The sequence below is a fragment of the Streptomyces sp. NPDC002754 genome (assembly GCF_053592315.1).
Window position 1 is genome coordinate 270,472 of sequence record NZ_JBSFVM010000008.1, and the last position, 14,590, is coordinate 285,061.

Consider the following 14,590-nt stretch of genomic DNA (forward strand, 5'->3'; position numbering starts at 1 on the left):
CCCGGCTTTTGGGCCCGGCCACGGGACCACTTCACACCGTCACCCACCTGTGACCGGCATCACCCTGTACTCAACGTCGACGTCAGGTCATCATATGACCTGCGTTCGACGGCCCACGCCCAGAGACAGGAACGGACACCCATGCACGACCCGGACCGCCCGGCACCCCCCACCCCCACGCCCCGCGTAGGCCTCGTCGGCCTCGGAGCCATGGGCCTCGGCATGGCCCGCAGCCTGCGCACCGCCGGGTTCCACGTGGCGGTCCACGACCTGCGCGCCGATGTCGCCGCCGCCTTCGCCCGCGAGGGCGGCACCGCCTACGACACGGCCGGTGACCTCGCGGCCGACGTCGACGTCCTCGTCGGCGTCGTGGTCAACTCGACGCAGGTCGAATCGGTCCTGTTCGGCGACGGGGACGGCGGCGCGGCCCACCGGCTGCGGCCCGGCTCCGTCTACGTCATGTGCTCCACCGTCGACCCGGCCTTCTCTGCCCAACTGGAGGGCAGGCTCGGCGAGTTGGGCGTCCGATTCCTCGACGCCCCGATCTCCGGCGGCGCCGCCCGCGCCGCGACCGGTGAGCTGACGATGATGACCTCCGGCTCCCCGGCGGCGTACGCGCTCGCCGACCCCGTGCTCGACGCGATGAGCGCCACTGTCTACCGGCTCGGTGACACCGCGGGGCTCGGCTCCAAGGTCAAGATCGTGAACCAGCTGCTCGCGGGCGTGCACATCGCCGCCGCCGCGGAGGCGATGGCCCTCGGCATCAAGGCGGGCGTGCCCGCCGAGTCGCTGTACGAGGTGATCACGCACAGCGCGGGCAACTCGTGGATGTTCGAGAACCGCATGGCACACGTCCTGGACGGGGACTACACACCACTGTCCGCGGTTGACATCTTCGTCAAGGACCTCGGGCTCGTGCTGGACTCGGCACGGCCGCAGAAGTTCCCGCTGCCGCTGTCCGCGACCGCCCACCAGATGTTCCTCCAGGCCTCCGCGTCCGGTCTCGGCAGCGAGGACGACAGCGCGGTCATCAAGATCTTCCCGGGCATCGAGCTGCCCGAGCCGAAGCCCGAGTCCAGGCCCGCGCCGAAGCCCGCGCCCCAGAAGGAGAACTGACATGCCCATCCGTCTCGGCTGCATCGCCGACGACTTCACCGGCGCCACCGACCTCGCCAACAACCTGGTCCGCGCGGGCATGCGCGTGGTCCAGCTGATCGACGTACCGGCGGCGGACACCAAGCCCCCGGCCGCCACCGACGCCGTCGTCATCGCGCTCAAGTCGCGGACCGTCCCGGCGGCCGAGGCCGTCGACTCCTCGCTGCGTGCCCTGGAGTGGCTGCGCTCCGCGGGCGCCGAGCAGATCTACTTCAAGTACTGCTCGACCTTCGACTCGACGCCCGCCGGCAACATCGGCCCGGTCACCGAGGCGCTGATGGACGCGCTCGGCACCGACTTCACCGTCGCGACGCCCGCGTTCCCCGACAACGGGCGCACCGTCTTCAAGGGGCACCTCTTCGTCGGCGACGTGCTGCTCGGCGAGAGCGGCATGCGCCACCACCCGCTGACCCCGATGGCCGACTCCAACCTGGTGTCGGTGCTCGGCGCGCAGACCGTGCGGCCCGTCGGGCTCATCGACCACAAGGCCGTCGCGGCCGGGCCCGAGGCCATCGCGGCCCGGATCGAGGAGCTGCGGGAGGACGGCGTCGGCGCCGCGGTCGTCGACGCCGTGTCGAACGACGACCTCGTGCGCCTGGGCGCGGCGGTCGCCGGACTGCCGCTGGTCACCGCCGGTTCGGGCCTCGCCATCGGGCTGCCCGCGAACTGGGGCATCGAGCCCTCCCCCGGGGCCGCCGAACTCCCCGCCGCCACGGGCCACTCGGCGGTCGTCGCCGGTTCGGTGTCCGCCGCGACGAACGGCCAGGTACGGGAGTTCCTCGCCACCGGCCGCCCCGGCTTCAGCGTGGATCCGATGCGGATCGCGGCGGGCGAGGACGTGGCCGCCGAGGCACTCGCCTTCGCCGACGCCCACCTGTCGTCGGACGGCCCGGTGCTCATCTACTCGACCGGGTCCCCCGACGCCGTACGCGACGTGCAGGGGCAGCTCGGGGCCGCCGAGGCCGGGGAGTTGGTGGAGCGGACGCTCGCGCGCGTCGCCCAGGGACTCGTCGAGCGCGGGGTGCGCCGGCTCGTCGTCGCCGGTGGCGAGACCTCCGGCGCCGTCGTCCAGGCCCTCGGCCTGACCGGGCTGCGGATCGGCCCGCAGATCGATCCGGGTGTGCCGTGGTGTGCCGCGCCGCTCGCCGACGGTGACACCCTCCACATCGCGCTCAAGTCGGGGAACTTCGGCGGCGCCGACTTCTTCACCTCGGCCTTCGCCCGCCCCGGGGAGGTCACGGCATGACCCCCGACACGGCACGCGCCGAGATCGTCCGCGTCGGCACCAGCCTCTTCGCCCGCGGCTACGTCCACGCCAGCGCGGGCAACATCAGCGCCAAGCTGGACGACGGCCAGGGCCACCTGATCACCCCGACCGACGCGGCGCTCGGCTTCCTCTCCGGTGACCGGATCGCCCAGGTCGACGCCGACGGACGGCAGATCGCGGGCGACCGCGCCAGCAAGACACTCTCCCTGCACCGCCGCATCTACGAGGCCGACCCCACGGCCCGCTTCGTCATCCACACCCACTCCACACACCTGGTCGCGCTCACCCTTGCCGGTGTGTGGCACCAGGACGATGTGCTGCCACCCATCACCCCGTACTACGTGATGAAGGTGGGCCACGTCCCGCTCATCCCCTACCACCGGCCCGGCGACCCGCTCGTCGCCCAGCTGGTGTCCGAACGGATCAACTCCCGCGCCGCTCAAGGCACTTCGATCCGCGCGGTCCTGCTCGACCGCCTCGGCCCCGTGGTCTGGGGCCCGGACGCCGCCTCCGCGCTCGCCGTACTCGAAGAGCTCGAGGAGACGGCCCGCCTCTGGCTGACGACCGACCGCAAGCCCGCACCGCTCCCCGAACGGGCCATCGCCGAACTGCGAGACACGTTCGGAGCGGCCTGGTAGTCCCCCGCCCGCTCATCCCCCGCTCATTCCCCCACCTGAGCCGCACAAGGAAGTGCCCCTCATGTCCACGACCGTCCCCACGGACGACACCCCCGAACTCGCGCGTGAGAACGCGGTCTTCCGCAAGGTGATCCGTCGCATCGTCCCCTTCCTGATCCTCTGTTACGTGGTCTCGTACCTGGACCGCGTGAACGTGGGCTTCGCCAAGCTGCAGATGTCCTCGGACCTCGGCTTCAGCGAGGCGGCCTACGGGCTCGGAGCCGGCCTCTTCTTCATCGGCTACTTCTTCTTCGAGGTCCCCTCGAACCTGCTGATGCAGAAGGTGGGCGCCCGCACCTGGATCGCCCGCATCATGATCAGCTGGGGGGTGGTGTCCGCGGCGTTCGCCTTCGTCAACAGCGAGACGACGTTCTACGTGCTCCGTTTCCTGCTCGGCGCCGCCGAGGCCGGCTTCTACCCCGGCGTGATCCTCTACTGCACGTACTGGTTCCCGTCCCAGCGCCGGGCCCGCGTCATCGCGATGTTCATGTCGGCGATTCCCGTCGCGGGCATCTTCGGCAACCCGCTCTCCGGCTGGATCATGGACGTCTTCGACGACGCGGCCGGCTGGAGCGGCTGGCAGTGGCTGTTCGTCGTGGAGGCGATCCCCGCCCTGGTCATCGGTGTCGTCTGCCTGTTCTGGCTCGACAACAGCGTGCGCGACGCCAAGTGGCTGACCGACGACGAGAAGACGGTCGTCGAGAAGGCCCTCGCCGCCGACGCCACCCACCACACCGTCCACGGCCGCGCCCTCGACGCCTTCCGCAACGGCAAGGTGTGGCTGATGTGCCTCATCTACTTCTGCTTCGTGATGGGTCAGTACGCGCTGACGTTCTGGATGCCGACGTTCGTACAGTCCACCGGCGTCAAGGGCGGCCTCGCGATCGGCGTCCTGAGCGCCGTCCCGTACCTGGCCGCGCTGATCGCCATGAACCTCTTCGGCTTCTCCGCCGACAAGCGCCGCGAGCGCCGCTGGCACCTGGTGATCCCATCGCTGATGGGCGCCGTCGGCTTCTCGATGGCGGCGAGCTTCACCGGTTCGACCGTGCTGGCCCTCGTCGCCCTGTCGATCGCGGCGGCAGGCGTCCTGACCTGCGCCCCGCTGTTCTGGTCGCTGCCGACCGCGTTCCTCGGCGGCACGGCGGCCGCGGCGGGCCTCGCGGTGATCAACTCAGTCGGCAACCTCGCCGGCTTCGTCAGCCCGTACATGATCGGCGCGCTGAAGGACGCGACCGGTTCGACGGCGATCCCGATGTACGTTCTGGCCCTTGCCCTCGTCATCGGTGCGGCGGCCGTCCTGACGACGAAGAAGGACGTCGTCAACCGCTGACGCACCCACCTCTTTCCCGATAGGAGTCACCATGCCAAGGTTCGCGGCGAATCTTTCCACGCTGTATCCCGAGTACGAGTTCCTGGACCGCTTCGCCGCGGCCTCGGCGGACGGCTTCGAGGCCGTCGAGTACCTCTTCCCGTACGCGTACGGGACCGCGGAGCTCCGCGCCCGCCTCGACGAACACGGCCTGCGCCAGGCCCTGTTCAACGCCTCGCCCGGCGACTGGGACGGCGGCGAGCGCGGCATCGCGGCCCTGCCCGGCCGCGAGTCCGAGGTGCGCGAGGGCGTCGACCGGGCGCTGGAGTACGCGGCCGCGCTCGGCAGCCCGCGCGTGCACATGATGGCGGGCCTCGCGCCCGAGGGTGTGTCGCGCGCCGCGTGCCGGGACACGTACCTGACCAACCTGGCGTACGCGGCCGAACAGGCGGCGCCCGCGGGGGTCGACATCCTGATCGAGCCCATCAACACCCGTGACATGCCGGGCTACTTCCTGAACCACCAGGCGGACGCCCACGCGGTCGTACGCGAGGTGGGCGCGGCCAACCTGAAGGTCCAACTCGACCTGTACCACTGCCAGATCGTCGAGGGCGACCTCACCGCCACCCTCCGCCGCGACCTGCCGACGGGCCGCGTGGGCCACCTTCAGATCGCGGGCGTCCCGGACCGCCACGAGCCCGACGCGGGCGAGCTGAACCTCACTCACCTCCTGTCGGTGGTGGACGGTTTGGGCTTCGACGGCTGGATCGGCTGCGAGTACTTCCCCAAGGCCGGCACGAGCGAGGGTCTCGGCTGGCTGAACAACTTCCGTACCGAGCAAGACAATTCTGGAGAGCACGCATCATGAGGATCGTCATCACGGGCGGCTTCGGCTTCCTGGGCCGCCAGGTCGCCGAGGCCCTGCTGGAGCGGCGCACGTTCGACGGCCTGCCCATCGACCGCCTCACGCTCGCGGACAGGTTCGTCCCGGACGAGTCGCCGCTCACAGCCAACGCACTGGTGGACGTGGTCCAGGGCGACCTCACGGACCGTCTCCCGGAGCTGTTCGCCGAGCCGGTCGACGTGGTCATCCACCTCGCGGCCGCGGTGTCGTCGGAGTGCGAGGCGGACTTCGACCTCGGCATGACCGCCAACCTGGACACAACCCGCGCTCTCCTCCAGGCTGCCCGCGCCCAGTCGGAGGCGGGCGGCCCCTCCGTACGCCTCGTGTTCGCGAGCAGCGTCGCGGTCTACGGCTCCGACGCGGCGCTCCCCCTGCCGCCCGTGGTCAGCGAGTCGACGCTGCCGACGCCGCAGTCCAGCTACGGCGTGCAGAAGCGGATCTGCGAGCAACTGGTCGCCGAGTACACGCGCCGCGGGTACGTGGACGGCCGCGTGACCCGCCTGATGACGGTGTCGGTACGCCCCGGCAAGCCGAACGCCGCCGCCTCCGGCTTCCTGTCCGGCGTCGTCCGCGAACCCCTCGCGGGCCTCGCGGCGACCTGCCCGGTGAGCCCGGAGACACGAGTGGCGCTGGCCTCCCCGCGCCGCACGGTGGAGGGCATCCTGCGGGTCGCCCAGGCCGAACTGGGCACGCGTGAGGGCCAGTTGACCGGCAAAATCCCAGTGAACCTCCCGGCCCTGACGGTCACGGTCGCCGAGATGCTCGCGACACTGCGCGAGGTGGCGGGCGACGCGGTGGCCGACCTGGTGACGGTGGCCCCGGACGCGTCCGTGGAGTCGATCGTCGGCTCGTGGCCGGCCTCCTTCGACAACACCCGCGCGGCGGCCCTCGGCCTCACCTCCGACCCGGACTTCGCGTCGGTGATCCGCCAGTACGTCGCCGACCACCCGGACGCGGTCACCGCCGAGGTGTCCGCGGCCACGTCGATAGACTGACGCCATGTTCAACAAGGTGGACGGGCCCGTGCGGCTCGCCGATCGCGTCGCCGCGATGCTCACCGAGGAGATCGAGTCGGGGCGGCTCACGGCGGGCGACAAGCTGCCGACCGAGGTGGAGCTCGTCAAGCAGCTCGGTGTGAGCCGCACGGTGATCCGTGAGGCGGTCTCCCGGCTGCGCAACGCGGGACTGGTCGAGCCGCGCCAGGGCCGGGGCGTCTTCGTGCTGCCCCGCCGCATCCGTCCCCTGGACCTGGAGGGTGACACCGAGTCGCCGGGCACGCTGGCGAAGGTGCTCCAGATCGTCGAGGTGCGCCGCGCGATGGAGGCCGAGGCCGCCCATCTCGCGGCGACCCGCGCGCAGCCCGCCGACATCGTGCGGATGCGGGCGGCGCTGGCCGCCATCGACACGGCGGTCGCGGCGGGCGGCGACGGCACGGACGAGGACCTCGCGTTCCACCGCTCCATCGCCGAGTCGACGGGCAACCCGGTCCTGGTCCCCACGGTCCACTACCTCGGCGAGGTCTCCCGCGGCGGCATCCGCGTCACCCGCGCCAACGAGGCGCGCCGCGACGACTTCTTCGAGGCGGTCCGCCAGGAACACCAGTCGATCCTGACGGCGATCGAGGCCGGCGACGCGAAGGCGGCCCGCACGGCGGCCCGCCGCCACATGAAGCACGCCGCGACCCGCCTCCAGAAGGCGGACCCGGAATTCTGGGACGAGGCGGACCACCTCGACGTGGACGTGGACCTGGACGCGGGGGCCTGAGCCACCCGCGCCGCAGACCCCCTCACCGTGCTCGGAGCAGGTGCCGGGCCATCACGATCCGCTGGATCTGGTTGGTGCCCTCGTAGATCTGGGTGATCTTCGCGTCTCGCATCATGCGCTCGGCGGGGAAGTCCTGCGTGTAGCCGTAGCCACCGAGCAGTTGCACCGCGTCGGTGGTGACCGCCATCGCGGTGTCGGAGGCCAGGCACTTGGCGGCCGCGCCGAAGTACGTCAGGTCGGGCGATCCGGCGCTGCTGCGGGCGGCCGCCGCGTAGACCATCTGCCGTGCCGACTCGACCTTCATCGCCATGTCGGCGAGCAGGAACTGGACACCCTGGAACTCGGCGACCGCCTTGCCGAACTGCCTGCGCTCCTGCACGTATCCGACCGCCAGGTCGAGGGCTCCCTGCGCGATGCCGAGAGCCTGGGCCGCGACCGAGACACGTGTGTGGTCCAGGGTCCCGAGCGCCACCCGCATCCCCCTCCCCCGCTCGCCGAGCAGCCGGTCGCCGGGGATCCGGCAGCCGTCGAAGTACACCTCGCGGGTGACCGAGCCCTTCAGGCCCATCTTCCGCTCGGGCTCCCCGTACGTGATGCCGGGGTCGTCCGCGTGCACGACGAACGCGGAGATGCCGCGGGACCCGGCCTCGGGGTCGGTGACCGCGAAGACGATGAGGTAGCCGGCCACACCGGCGGAGGTGATCCACGTCTTGACGCCGTCCAGCACCCACCCATCGCCCTCGGCCACTGCCCGGCAGCGCATCGCGGCGACGTCGCTGCCCGCCTCCCGCTCGCTGATGGCGTACGCCATCAGCGCCCTGCCCGCGGCGACTTCGGGGAGGTAACGCCGCTTCTGCTCCTCGGTCCCCGCCAGCAACAGCGGTACGACGCCGAGCTTGTTGGAGGTCTGGACGGTGGAGGACGAGGCGCACACACGGGCGACCTCCTCGACCGCGATGGCGGCGGCGATGGCGTCGACACCGTCACCCTCGTACTCCTCGGGGATGCCGGGAGCGTGCAGCCCGGCGGCCACGAGCGTCTTGTAGTTGTCGTGCGGGAAGCCGCCCCGGGCGTCGACGTCCGCGGCCCGTGGTCCGAGTTCCTTCTCCGCGAGGGCCCGCGCCGCCGCGCGGAACTCGTCGTACATCGGAGGCAGCAGGTACGGCATGGTGGCGTGCTCGGTCATGACGCGGCCCTTCAAAGGTGTGCGGATCGGTAGGGGGAGGCCCTGGTGCGGGCCCGGCTCCATTGCGGGGTACGACACCGGGCCGCGCCAACGTGCACACGCACGAAGATCGGCCCCCTGTTCATGCGCCCGCACATCGACCCCGCGGCGTTGGCGGCCATACGTTCCGCAATGCCGGATGCGATCCACCGAGTGAAAGGCGCGAGGCGATGACCGTTCTTCAGGGGCTGCGAGTACTCGATCTGAGCCGGGTGCTGGCGGGCCCGTACTGCACCGCTCTGCTGGCAGATCTCGGCGCGGACGTGGTCAAGGTCGAGCCACCCGCCGGCGACGACGCCCGGCACCTCGGGCCCTTCCGGGACGGCGAGAGCGTCTACTTCGCCCAGCTCAACCGCGGCAAGCGGAGCATCGCCCTCGACCTGAAGGACCCCGAAGACCACGCACTGCTGCTGCGGCTGGTCGAGCGCGCCGACGTCTTCGTCGAGAACTTCCGCCCCGGTGTCGCCCAGCGGCTGGGCATCGACCATCCCACGCTCGCCGGGCTCAACCCGCGCCTCGTCTACGCGAGCATCTCGGGTTTCGGGCAGAGCGGCCCGATGCGTGAACACCCCGCGTACGACCTGATCGTCCAGGCGATGTCCGGCCTGATGGCCGGGACCGGCACCCCGGACGGGCCGCCCACCAGGGTGGGCGAGTCGGTCGGTGACCTGATGGCCGGGCTGTTCGCCTCGTGGGCCATCAGCTCCGCCCTGTACGACCGGGAGCGCGGCGGGCGGGGCCGGCACATCGACATCGCCATGCTCGACTCGCTGGTGTCGTTGCAGGTGACCGCGATGAGCCTGGTCACGGCGACCGGGCAGCTGCCGGGGCGGGTCGGCAACCGGCATCCGGTCTCCACGCCGTTCGACACCTACCGCACCGTCGACGGTCTCGTGGCGATCGCGGTGGCGAGCGACGTGGTCTTCGGACGGTTCGCCGCCCTGGTGGGACGGCCCGACCTCCCGTCCGACCCGAGGTTCCACGACGACACCGCACGCTCCGGCCACGTCGAGCGGATACGGGAGATCACCGAGGAGTGGTCTTCGTCCCTCACCACGGACCAGGCCCTGAAGCTCGCGCAGCAGGCGGGCGTGCCCGCCGCGCCGATCTGGGAGTTGACCGACGCGCTGCGCAGCGAGCAGATCCAACAGCGGGGCCTGATCGGCGAGTTCGACCATCCGGTGCTCGGCCCCACCCCGTACCTTCGGCAGCCGGCGCAGTTCGGGGACACCGCCCCGGCCGCGACGGCCGGTACCCCGACGGCGGCCCCGAGCCCCGGACTCGGCGCGCACGCCGACGACGTCGTCGCTCAGTGGCTCTCGAACCCCACGGAACCGCCTGCGACCTGATCCGTCGGACGGGCTTCAGGAATCGGCATCCAGCGCGGACAGCGCGAGCCACAGCTCCATGCGGTCGGCGAGGCGGCCGAGGTTCCGGCCGGTGAGTTGCTCGATCAGGCGCAGCCGGTAGCGCAGGCTGTTGCGGTGGAGGGTCAGTTCGCGGGCGGTCGCGGCGGGCGAGCAGTCATGGGCGAGGTACGAGCGCAGGGTGGTGACGAGTTCCGCGCGGTGCGCCTCGTCGTGGCTGAGCAGCGGAGCGAGCACGGCGTGCCCCAACTCCCGCAGCGGCAGGTCCAGGTTGCCCATCAGCAGGCCGGCGATGCTGAGCGGCGCCGCCCGGTGCACGCCGGGTCCTGCCTGTGCTGCCTGGCGGGCCTCGAAGTAGCCGAGCCGGAGCCCGGTCACGCCGCGACGGGGCTCCGCCACGCCGACCCGGACCTGCGCGTCCAGCGCGCTCAGGTGTTCCGCGACCGTCCCGGCGGCGCCCTCGGCGTCGACGCCGCCCGGCACGACGACCATCACCGTGTCGTCGATCAGGGCGGTGGGCAGCCGGTCCCCCGCCCGTTCCAGGAGCGGCCCCAGCGTCCACGGCAGATTGCGCAGCCGCGCGGGATCGCCGCCGACGCGGGCGACCACGACCGCATGCGGGCCTTCCGTGGCCAGTCCGTGCGCGGCCAGTCGGCGGCGGGCGTCGCCGTCGGAGACGGTGCGGTGCAGGACGTCCTCCAGGAGCTGACCGAGCAGCTCCCGCCGACCGGTGAGCACGGCCTGGTGGCGGGCCACTTCGAGCCCGAGGATGCTCGTGGCGAACGACAGGATGTCATGGCGCCGCGTGGCCTGCTGGGTGCGCAGCTCCGCGACCGGGACCCCGTCCACGACGACCGGCACGGACGCCCCCGTCCCGGCCGGGCCGGTGTCCGGCCGGCGGCTCGACGCGGGATGGCGCGCGAGGACACGGCCGCCCAGCTCGACGACGGCCACGGGCCCCGCCCCCAGCTCCCGGTGCAACCGCCGGAGCAACCCGCGCAACCCGTGCCCGGACAGCAGCTCGCGGACCAGCTGGTCCTGCAAGGTGACGGCCGAGCGCACCGCGTCGTACCGCTGCGCGAAGATCCGGTCGGCGACCCAGCGGCTGATCTGCACGAACGGCACCTCGACCGGCGAGCCGACGAGCGCGAGCCCGGCCCGCTCGGCGACCTCGACGACGACGGGCGGCACCTCCTGGTGCACGAGCCCGGTGCCGAAGCACAGCGCGGCAACCGGCAGCTCCGCAAGCCGTTCCAGCAGCCCGGCCCACTCGGCGTCGTCCCGCTCGAGCATGCCGGTCGTCATCACCAGCTCGTCCCCGCGCAGGAACGGCAGCGGATCAGGCAGCTCCGTCGTGGACACCCAGCCGATCCGCCGGTCCGCGTCGTGACAGTGGCTGGTCAGCGCGCGGAGGCGGAGGGTCGGTTCGGCGAGGAGATCGGCAACGGATACGGACACGGGCCGATTGTGCATCAGCCCGGAACGCCACCGGAGGGCGGGACAGCAAAAGGTCCTGGCCGAGAAGATTCTCAACCAGGGCCTTGGACTCAATGCGAGTCGCGAGTTGCGAGTGTCCGAGGGGGGACTTGAACCCCCACGCCCGATAAAGGGCACTAGCACCTCAAGCTAGCGCGTCTGCCATTCCGCCACCCGGACAAGGTGTACGCCGCACGGGGACTGGCCCCGTGGCGACGGAAAGAACCTTATCAAGGTCTGGGAACGGCTTTCACCAGCACCTATGCGGTGCCGCTCGGCATCCCTACGATGCCGTCATCCGCTCCTCGACCTCCGGGTGCTTCTTCAGCCACGCCGTGACGGCCGCCGCCTGATGACCCTGGCCGTGCTTGTTGATCTCGATCTCCAGGGTGCCGAGCTCGTCCTCGGTCAGCTTGAAGTCCTTGAACCACTTCGTGAGCTTCGGGTACTGCTCGGTGAACGCCTTGCTGGTGACCGTGCGAATGGTGTCGCCCTTGCCGAAGAGCCCCTTGGGGTCCTTCAGCTTGGTCAGCTCGTACTTGCTGTAGGACCAGTGCGGGGTCCACAGGAGCACCGCGATCGGCTTCTTCTTGGCGTACGCGCGCTTCAGTTCGGCCAGCATCGCCGGCGTGGAGCCGTTGACGACCTTGTACTCCTTGTCGAGGCCGTATCCCGGCACGACGTCGTCCCTGAGGATGTCCATCGTGCCGGTGCCGCCCTCGATGCCGACGATCTTGCCGTCGAAGAGCTTCGACTTGCCCTTCAGGTCCGCGACCGACTTGATGCCCTTCACGTACGAGGGAACGGCGATCTCCAGCGAGGTGGGCCCGTACCAGGAGCCGAGGGTCGCGACCTTGTTCTTGTACTTGTCCCAGTAGCTCTTCTGCGTGTACGGCAGCCAGGCGTCGAAGTTCACGTCCAGGTCACCGGTGGAGAGACCCGTGTAGACCGGGCCGACATCCATCTGCTTGAGGTTGAGCTTGTAGCCGCGGTTCTCCAGGACGTGCTTCCAGAGGAAGGTGACCGCGATGTCCTCGTCCCAGGGGAACCAGGCGACGTTCACGGGGCGCTTGGCCTCGGCGGGGGTCGACTGCTTCTTGACGGGGGCCAGTTCGTCGACGATGCCGGGGTTCTTCTTCAGCCACGCCTTGACGGCGTCCTGCTGCTTGCCCTTGCCCGACTTGTTGATCTCGGCCTCAAGGCTGGTGAGCTGCTTCTCGGTCAGCTTGAAGTCCTTGACCCACTTGTTGACCTCGGGGAAGTCCTTCCCGAAGCCCTTGCGAGCCAGCGAGTGGATGCCATCGCCCTTGCCCCAGGCGCCCTTCGGGTCCTTGAGCTTGGTCAGCTTGTAGTCGTTGTACGCCCAGTGCGGCGACCACAACGGCACGACGATCGGCTTCTTCTTGGCGTACGCGCGCTTCAGCTCGGCCAACATCGCCGGCGTGGAGCTGTCGACGACCTTGTACTCCTTGTCGAGGCCGTAGGCCTTGAGCATCTTGCTCTTGAGCAGCGCCGTCTCGCCCGCGCTGGCCTCGATGCCGGTGATCTTGCCGTCGAACTTGGCACCCTGGCCCTTCAGGTCCTCCATGGACTTGATGTCCTTCATGTACGAAGGCACCGCCAGCTCCAGAGAGGTGGGGCCGTACCAGGAACCCAGGTCCTCGAGCTGCTTGCCGTACTTCTTCCAGTACTCGGCGTGTGTGACCGGCAGCCAGGAGTCGGTCTCGAAGTCGACCGTGCCACCCGCGAGCGAGGTGTAGAGCGGGCCGGCGTCGAACTGCTTGGTCTCGACGTCGAAGCCGCGCTGCTCGAGGATCTCCTTCCACAGGAACGTCGAGGCGACGCCCTCGTCCCACGGGATGTAGCCGATGGAGATCTTCTTGCCCTGGCCCACGTTCGTGGAGCTCGCGGCCGGGGAGACGGAGGCGTTGTTCTGGCCGAACATGCCCATGCCGCCCGCGACGAGCGCGAGGACGACGACACCGACCACGGCGACCGCCGGGCGGGGACGGTACGACCAGATCTTCAGGCCGTGCGCGGCCCGCAGCTTGTTCAGTGCCCGGCGGCCGAGCGGGGAGACCTGCTGACCGAGCGAGCTGGTCATGCGGTCCAGGTAGATCGCCAGGATGACGATCGAGATGCCGGATTCCGCGCCGAGGCCCACGTTCAGCTGGCCGATGGCCTCGTTGACGGCGCCACCGAGTCCGCCGGTGCCGACCATGCCCGCAATGGCGGCCATCGACAGGCCCAGCATGATGACCTGGTTGACACCGGCCATGATCGTCGGGAGCGCGAGGGGCAACTGGACACGGAACAGGGTGCTGCGCGGCGTCGTGCCGAACGCGTCGGCGGCCTCGACCAGCTCCTTGTCGACCTGCCGGATACCCAGCTCGGTCATGCGCACGCCCGGCGGCACCGCGAAGATCAGCGTCGCCACGATTCCGGCCGGAGCGCCCGAGCCGAAGAACAGGATCGCCGGGATCAGGTAGACCATCGCCGGCAGCGTCTGCATCAGGTCGAGGACCGGGCGGAAGAAATTGCTGACCCGGTTGGAGCGGGCCGCCCAGATGCCGAGCGGCACGCCGATGATGAGCGCGATGAGTGTCGACACGAGGACGAGCGACAGGGTCTCCATCGCCTTGTCCCACAGTTCAAGGTTCTGGATGAACCAGAGCCCGACGAAGGCGAGGACGGCCCCCACGGTGCCGCGCAGCCAGAAGGCGATCACGGCGAAGATGCCCGCCAGCAGGAGCGGCTCGGGGGCCTGGAGGAGTTCGGTCAGGCCGTCGTAGACACCGTTGAAGATGCTCTCGAAGAAGCCGAACAGCCAGTCCAGGTGCACGAGCATCCACTGGACGACGTCGTTGACCCAGTCACCGAAGGGAATCCTAGGCACCGGCGTTCACCTTCTCCGCCGACTCGTCCTCGGTGAGGCCGGAGGCCGCTGCGTCCGTACCGTTCTCGACGGTCTTCATCGGCTCGCCGAGCACGGCCAGCAGCCGCTCGCGCGGCACCACGCCGACGAGTTCACCCTCGTCGTCCACGACCGCGACGGGTATCGCGCTCGTCGAGCACGGCGCGAACAGCTCGACGATCGGTGTGTCCTGGTGGACCCTCGCCGGGGCGTCGGCCATCGCGTAGCCCTCCCCCGGCTCCGCCATGATCGCGCTCGCGCTGAGCACGCGGGAGCGGTCGACGTCGCGGGTGAAGGAGGCCACGTAGTCGTTGGCCGGCGTGACGAGGATGTCCTCGGCCGAACCGATCTGGACGATGCGACCGTCACGCATGACCGCGATGTTGTCGCCCAGACGCATGGCCTCGTTGAGGTCGTGGGTGATGAAGACGATCGTCTTCTTCAGCGTCTTCTGCAGCTCAAGAAGCTGATCCTGCATGTCGCGCCGGATCAGCGGGTCGAGCGCGCTGAACGACTCGTCCATCAGCAGCAG

The 14,590-nt window shown here is 70.3% G+C and carries 11 protein-coding genes, 1 tRNA gene and 1 pseudogene; 8 read left to right on the forward strand and 5 right to left on the reverse strand.

The genetic code is table 11. The features are described from left to right. Window positions 1-141: 141 nt before the first annotated feature. The 7 genes from ltnD to ACWD2L_RS19875 all read left to right on the forward strand — a co-directional run bounded on the left by ltnD (window position 142) and on the right by ACWD2L_RS19875 (window position 7,076). Window positions 142-1,116 (forward strand): L-threonate dehydrogenase, encoded by a 975-nt coding sequence (gene ltnD, locus ACWD2L_RS19845; RefSeq protein ID WP_351339997.1) that lies wholly within the window; start codon window positions 142-144, stop codon window positions 1,114-1,116. Between the two features lies 1 nt (window position 1,117). Beyond that, window positions 1,118-2,401: a 3-oxo-tetronate kinase gene (gene otnK, locus ACWD2L_RS19850; protein WP_351339999.1), complete on the forward strand. Its 1,284-nt coding sequence runs from the start codon at window positions 1,118-1,120 to the stop codon at window positions 2,399-2,401. After that, on the forward strand, window positions 2,398-3,060 hold the full coding sequence (locus tag ACWD2L_RS19855; protein ID WP_351340002.1) for a class II aldolase/adducin family protein: 663 nt from the start codon (window positions 2,398-2,400) through the stop codon (window positions 3,058-3,060). The genes otnK and ACWD2L_RS19855 overlap by 4 nt, the downstream gene beginning before the upstream one ends. A 61-nt stretch (window positions 3,061-3,121) precedes the next feature. Next, entirely contained in the window at window positions 3,122-4,429 is a 1,308-nt protein-coding gene (locus ACWD2L_RS19860; RefSeq protein ID WP_351340004.1) for an MFS transporter, read from the forward strand. Between the two features lie 31 nt (window positions 4,430-4,460). Further along, window positions 4,461-5,276: a 2-oxo-tetronate isomerase gene (gene otnI, locus ACWD2L_RS19865; RefSeq protein ID WP_351340006.1), complete on the forward strand. Its 816-nt coding sequence runs from the start codon at window positions 4,461-4,463 to the stop codon at window positions 5,274-5,276. Beyond that, window positions 5,273-6,307 (forward strand): D-erythronate dehydrogenase, encoded by a 1,035-nt coding sequence (denD, locus tag ACWD2L_RS19870; protein ID WP_351340008.1) that lies wholly within the window; start codon window positions 5,273-5,275, stop codon window positions 6,305-6,307. Before otnI ends, denD begins: the two co-directional genes overlap by 4 nt. Before the next feature lie 4 nt (window positions 6,308-6,311). Continuing rightward, window positions 6,312-7,076 carry a FadR/GntR family transcriptional regulator gene (locus ACWD2L_RS19875; protein ID WP_351340010.1) on the forward strand — a complete coding sequence of 255 codons (765 nt, stop codon included), beginning with the start codon at window positions 6,312-6,314 and terminating at the stop codon, window positions 7,074-7,076. A gap of 22 nt (window positions 7,077-7,098) precedes the next feature. Here ACWD2L_RS19875 and ACWD2L_RS19880 read toward each other — a convergent pair whose 3' ends face one another. Then, window positions 7,099-8,262 carry an acyl-CoA dehydrogenase family protein gene (locus tag ACWD2L_RS19880; protein ID WP_451190342.1) on the reverse strand — a complete coding sequence of 388 codons (1,164 nt, stop codon included), beginning with the start codon at window positions 8,260-8,262 and terminating at the stop codon, window positions 7,099-7,101. Window positions 8,263-8,471: 209 nt separating this feature from the next. Here ACWD2L_RS19880 and ACWD2L_RS19885 point away from each other — a divergent pair, with 209 nt between their 5' ends. Continuing rightward, window positions 8,472-9,650 (forward strand): CaiB/BaiF CoA transferase family protein, encoded by a 1,179-nt coding sequence (locus ACWD2L_RS19885; RefSeq protein WP_351340012.1) that lies wholly within the window; start codon window positions 8,472-8,474, stop codon window positions 9,648-9,650. A 15-nt stretch (window positions 9,651-9,665) separates the two neighbouring features. Here ACWD2L_RS19885 and ACWD2L_RS19890 read toward each other — a convergent pair whose 3' ends face one another. The 4 genes and pseudogenes from ACWD2L_RS19890 to ACWD2L_RS19905 all read right to left on the reverse strand — a co-directional run. Next, window positions 9,666-11,126: a PucR family transcriptional regulator gene (locus tag ACWD2L_RS19890; RefSeq protein ID WP_351340015.1), complete on the reverse strand. Its 1,461-nt coding sequence runs from the start codon at window positions 11,124-11,126 to the stop codon at window positions 9,666-9,668. Between the two features lie 113 nt (window positions 11,127-11,239). Next, window positions 11,240-11,324, reverse strand: a tRNA-Leu gene (locus ACWD2L_RS19895). 103 nt (window positions 11,325-11,427) lie between these two features. Then, window positions 11,428-14,040 carry an ABC transporter permease/substrate binding protein gene (locus ACWD2L_RS19900; RefSeq protein ID WP_351340018.1) on the reverse strand — a complete coding sequence of 871 codons (2,613 nt, stop codon included), beginning with the start codon at window positions 14,038-14,040 and terminating at the stop codon, window positions 11,428-11,430. Then, window positions 14,033-14,590 (reverse strand): annotated as a pseudogene (locus tag ACWD2L_RS19905) (glycine/betaine ABC transporter ATP-binding protein); the annotation flags it as partial. The pseudogene ACWD2L_RS19905 and the gene ACWD2L_RS19900, both read right to left, overlap by 8 nt.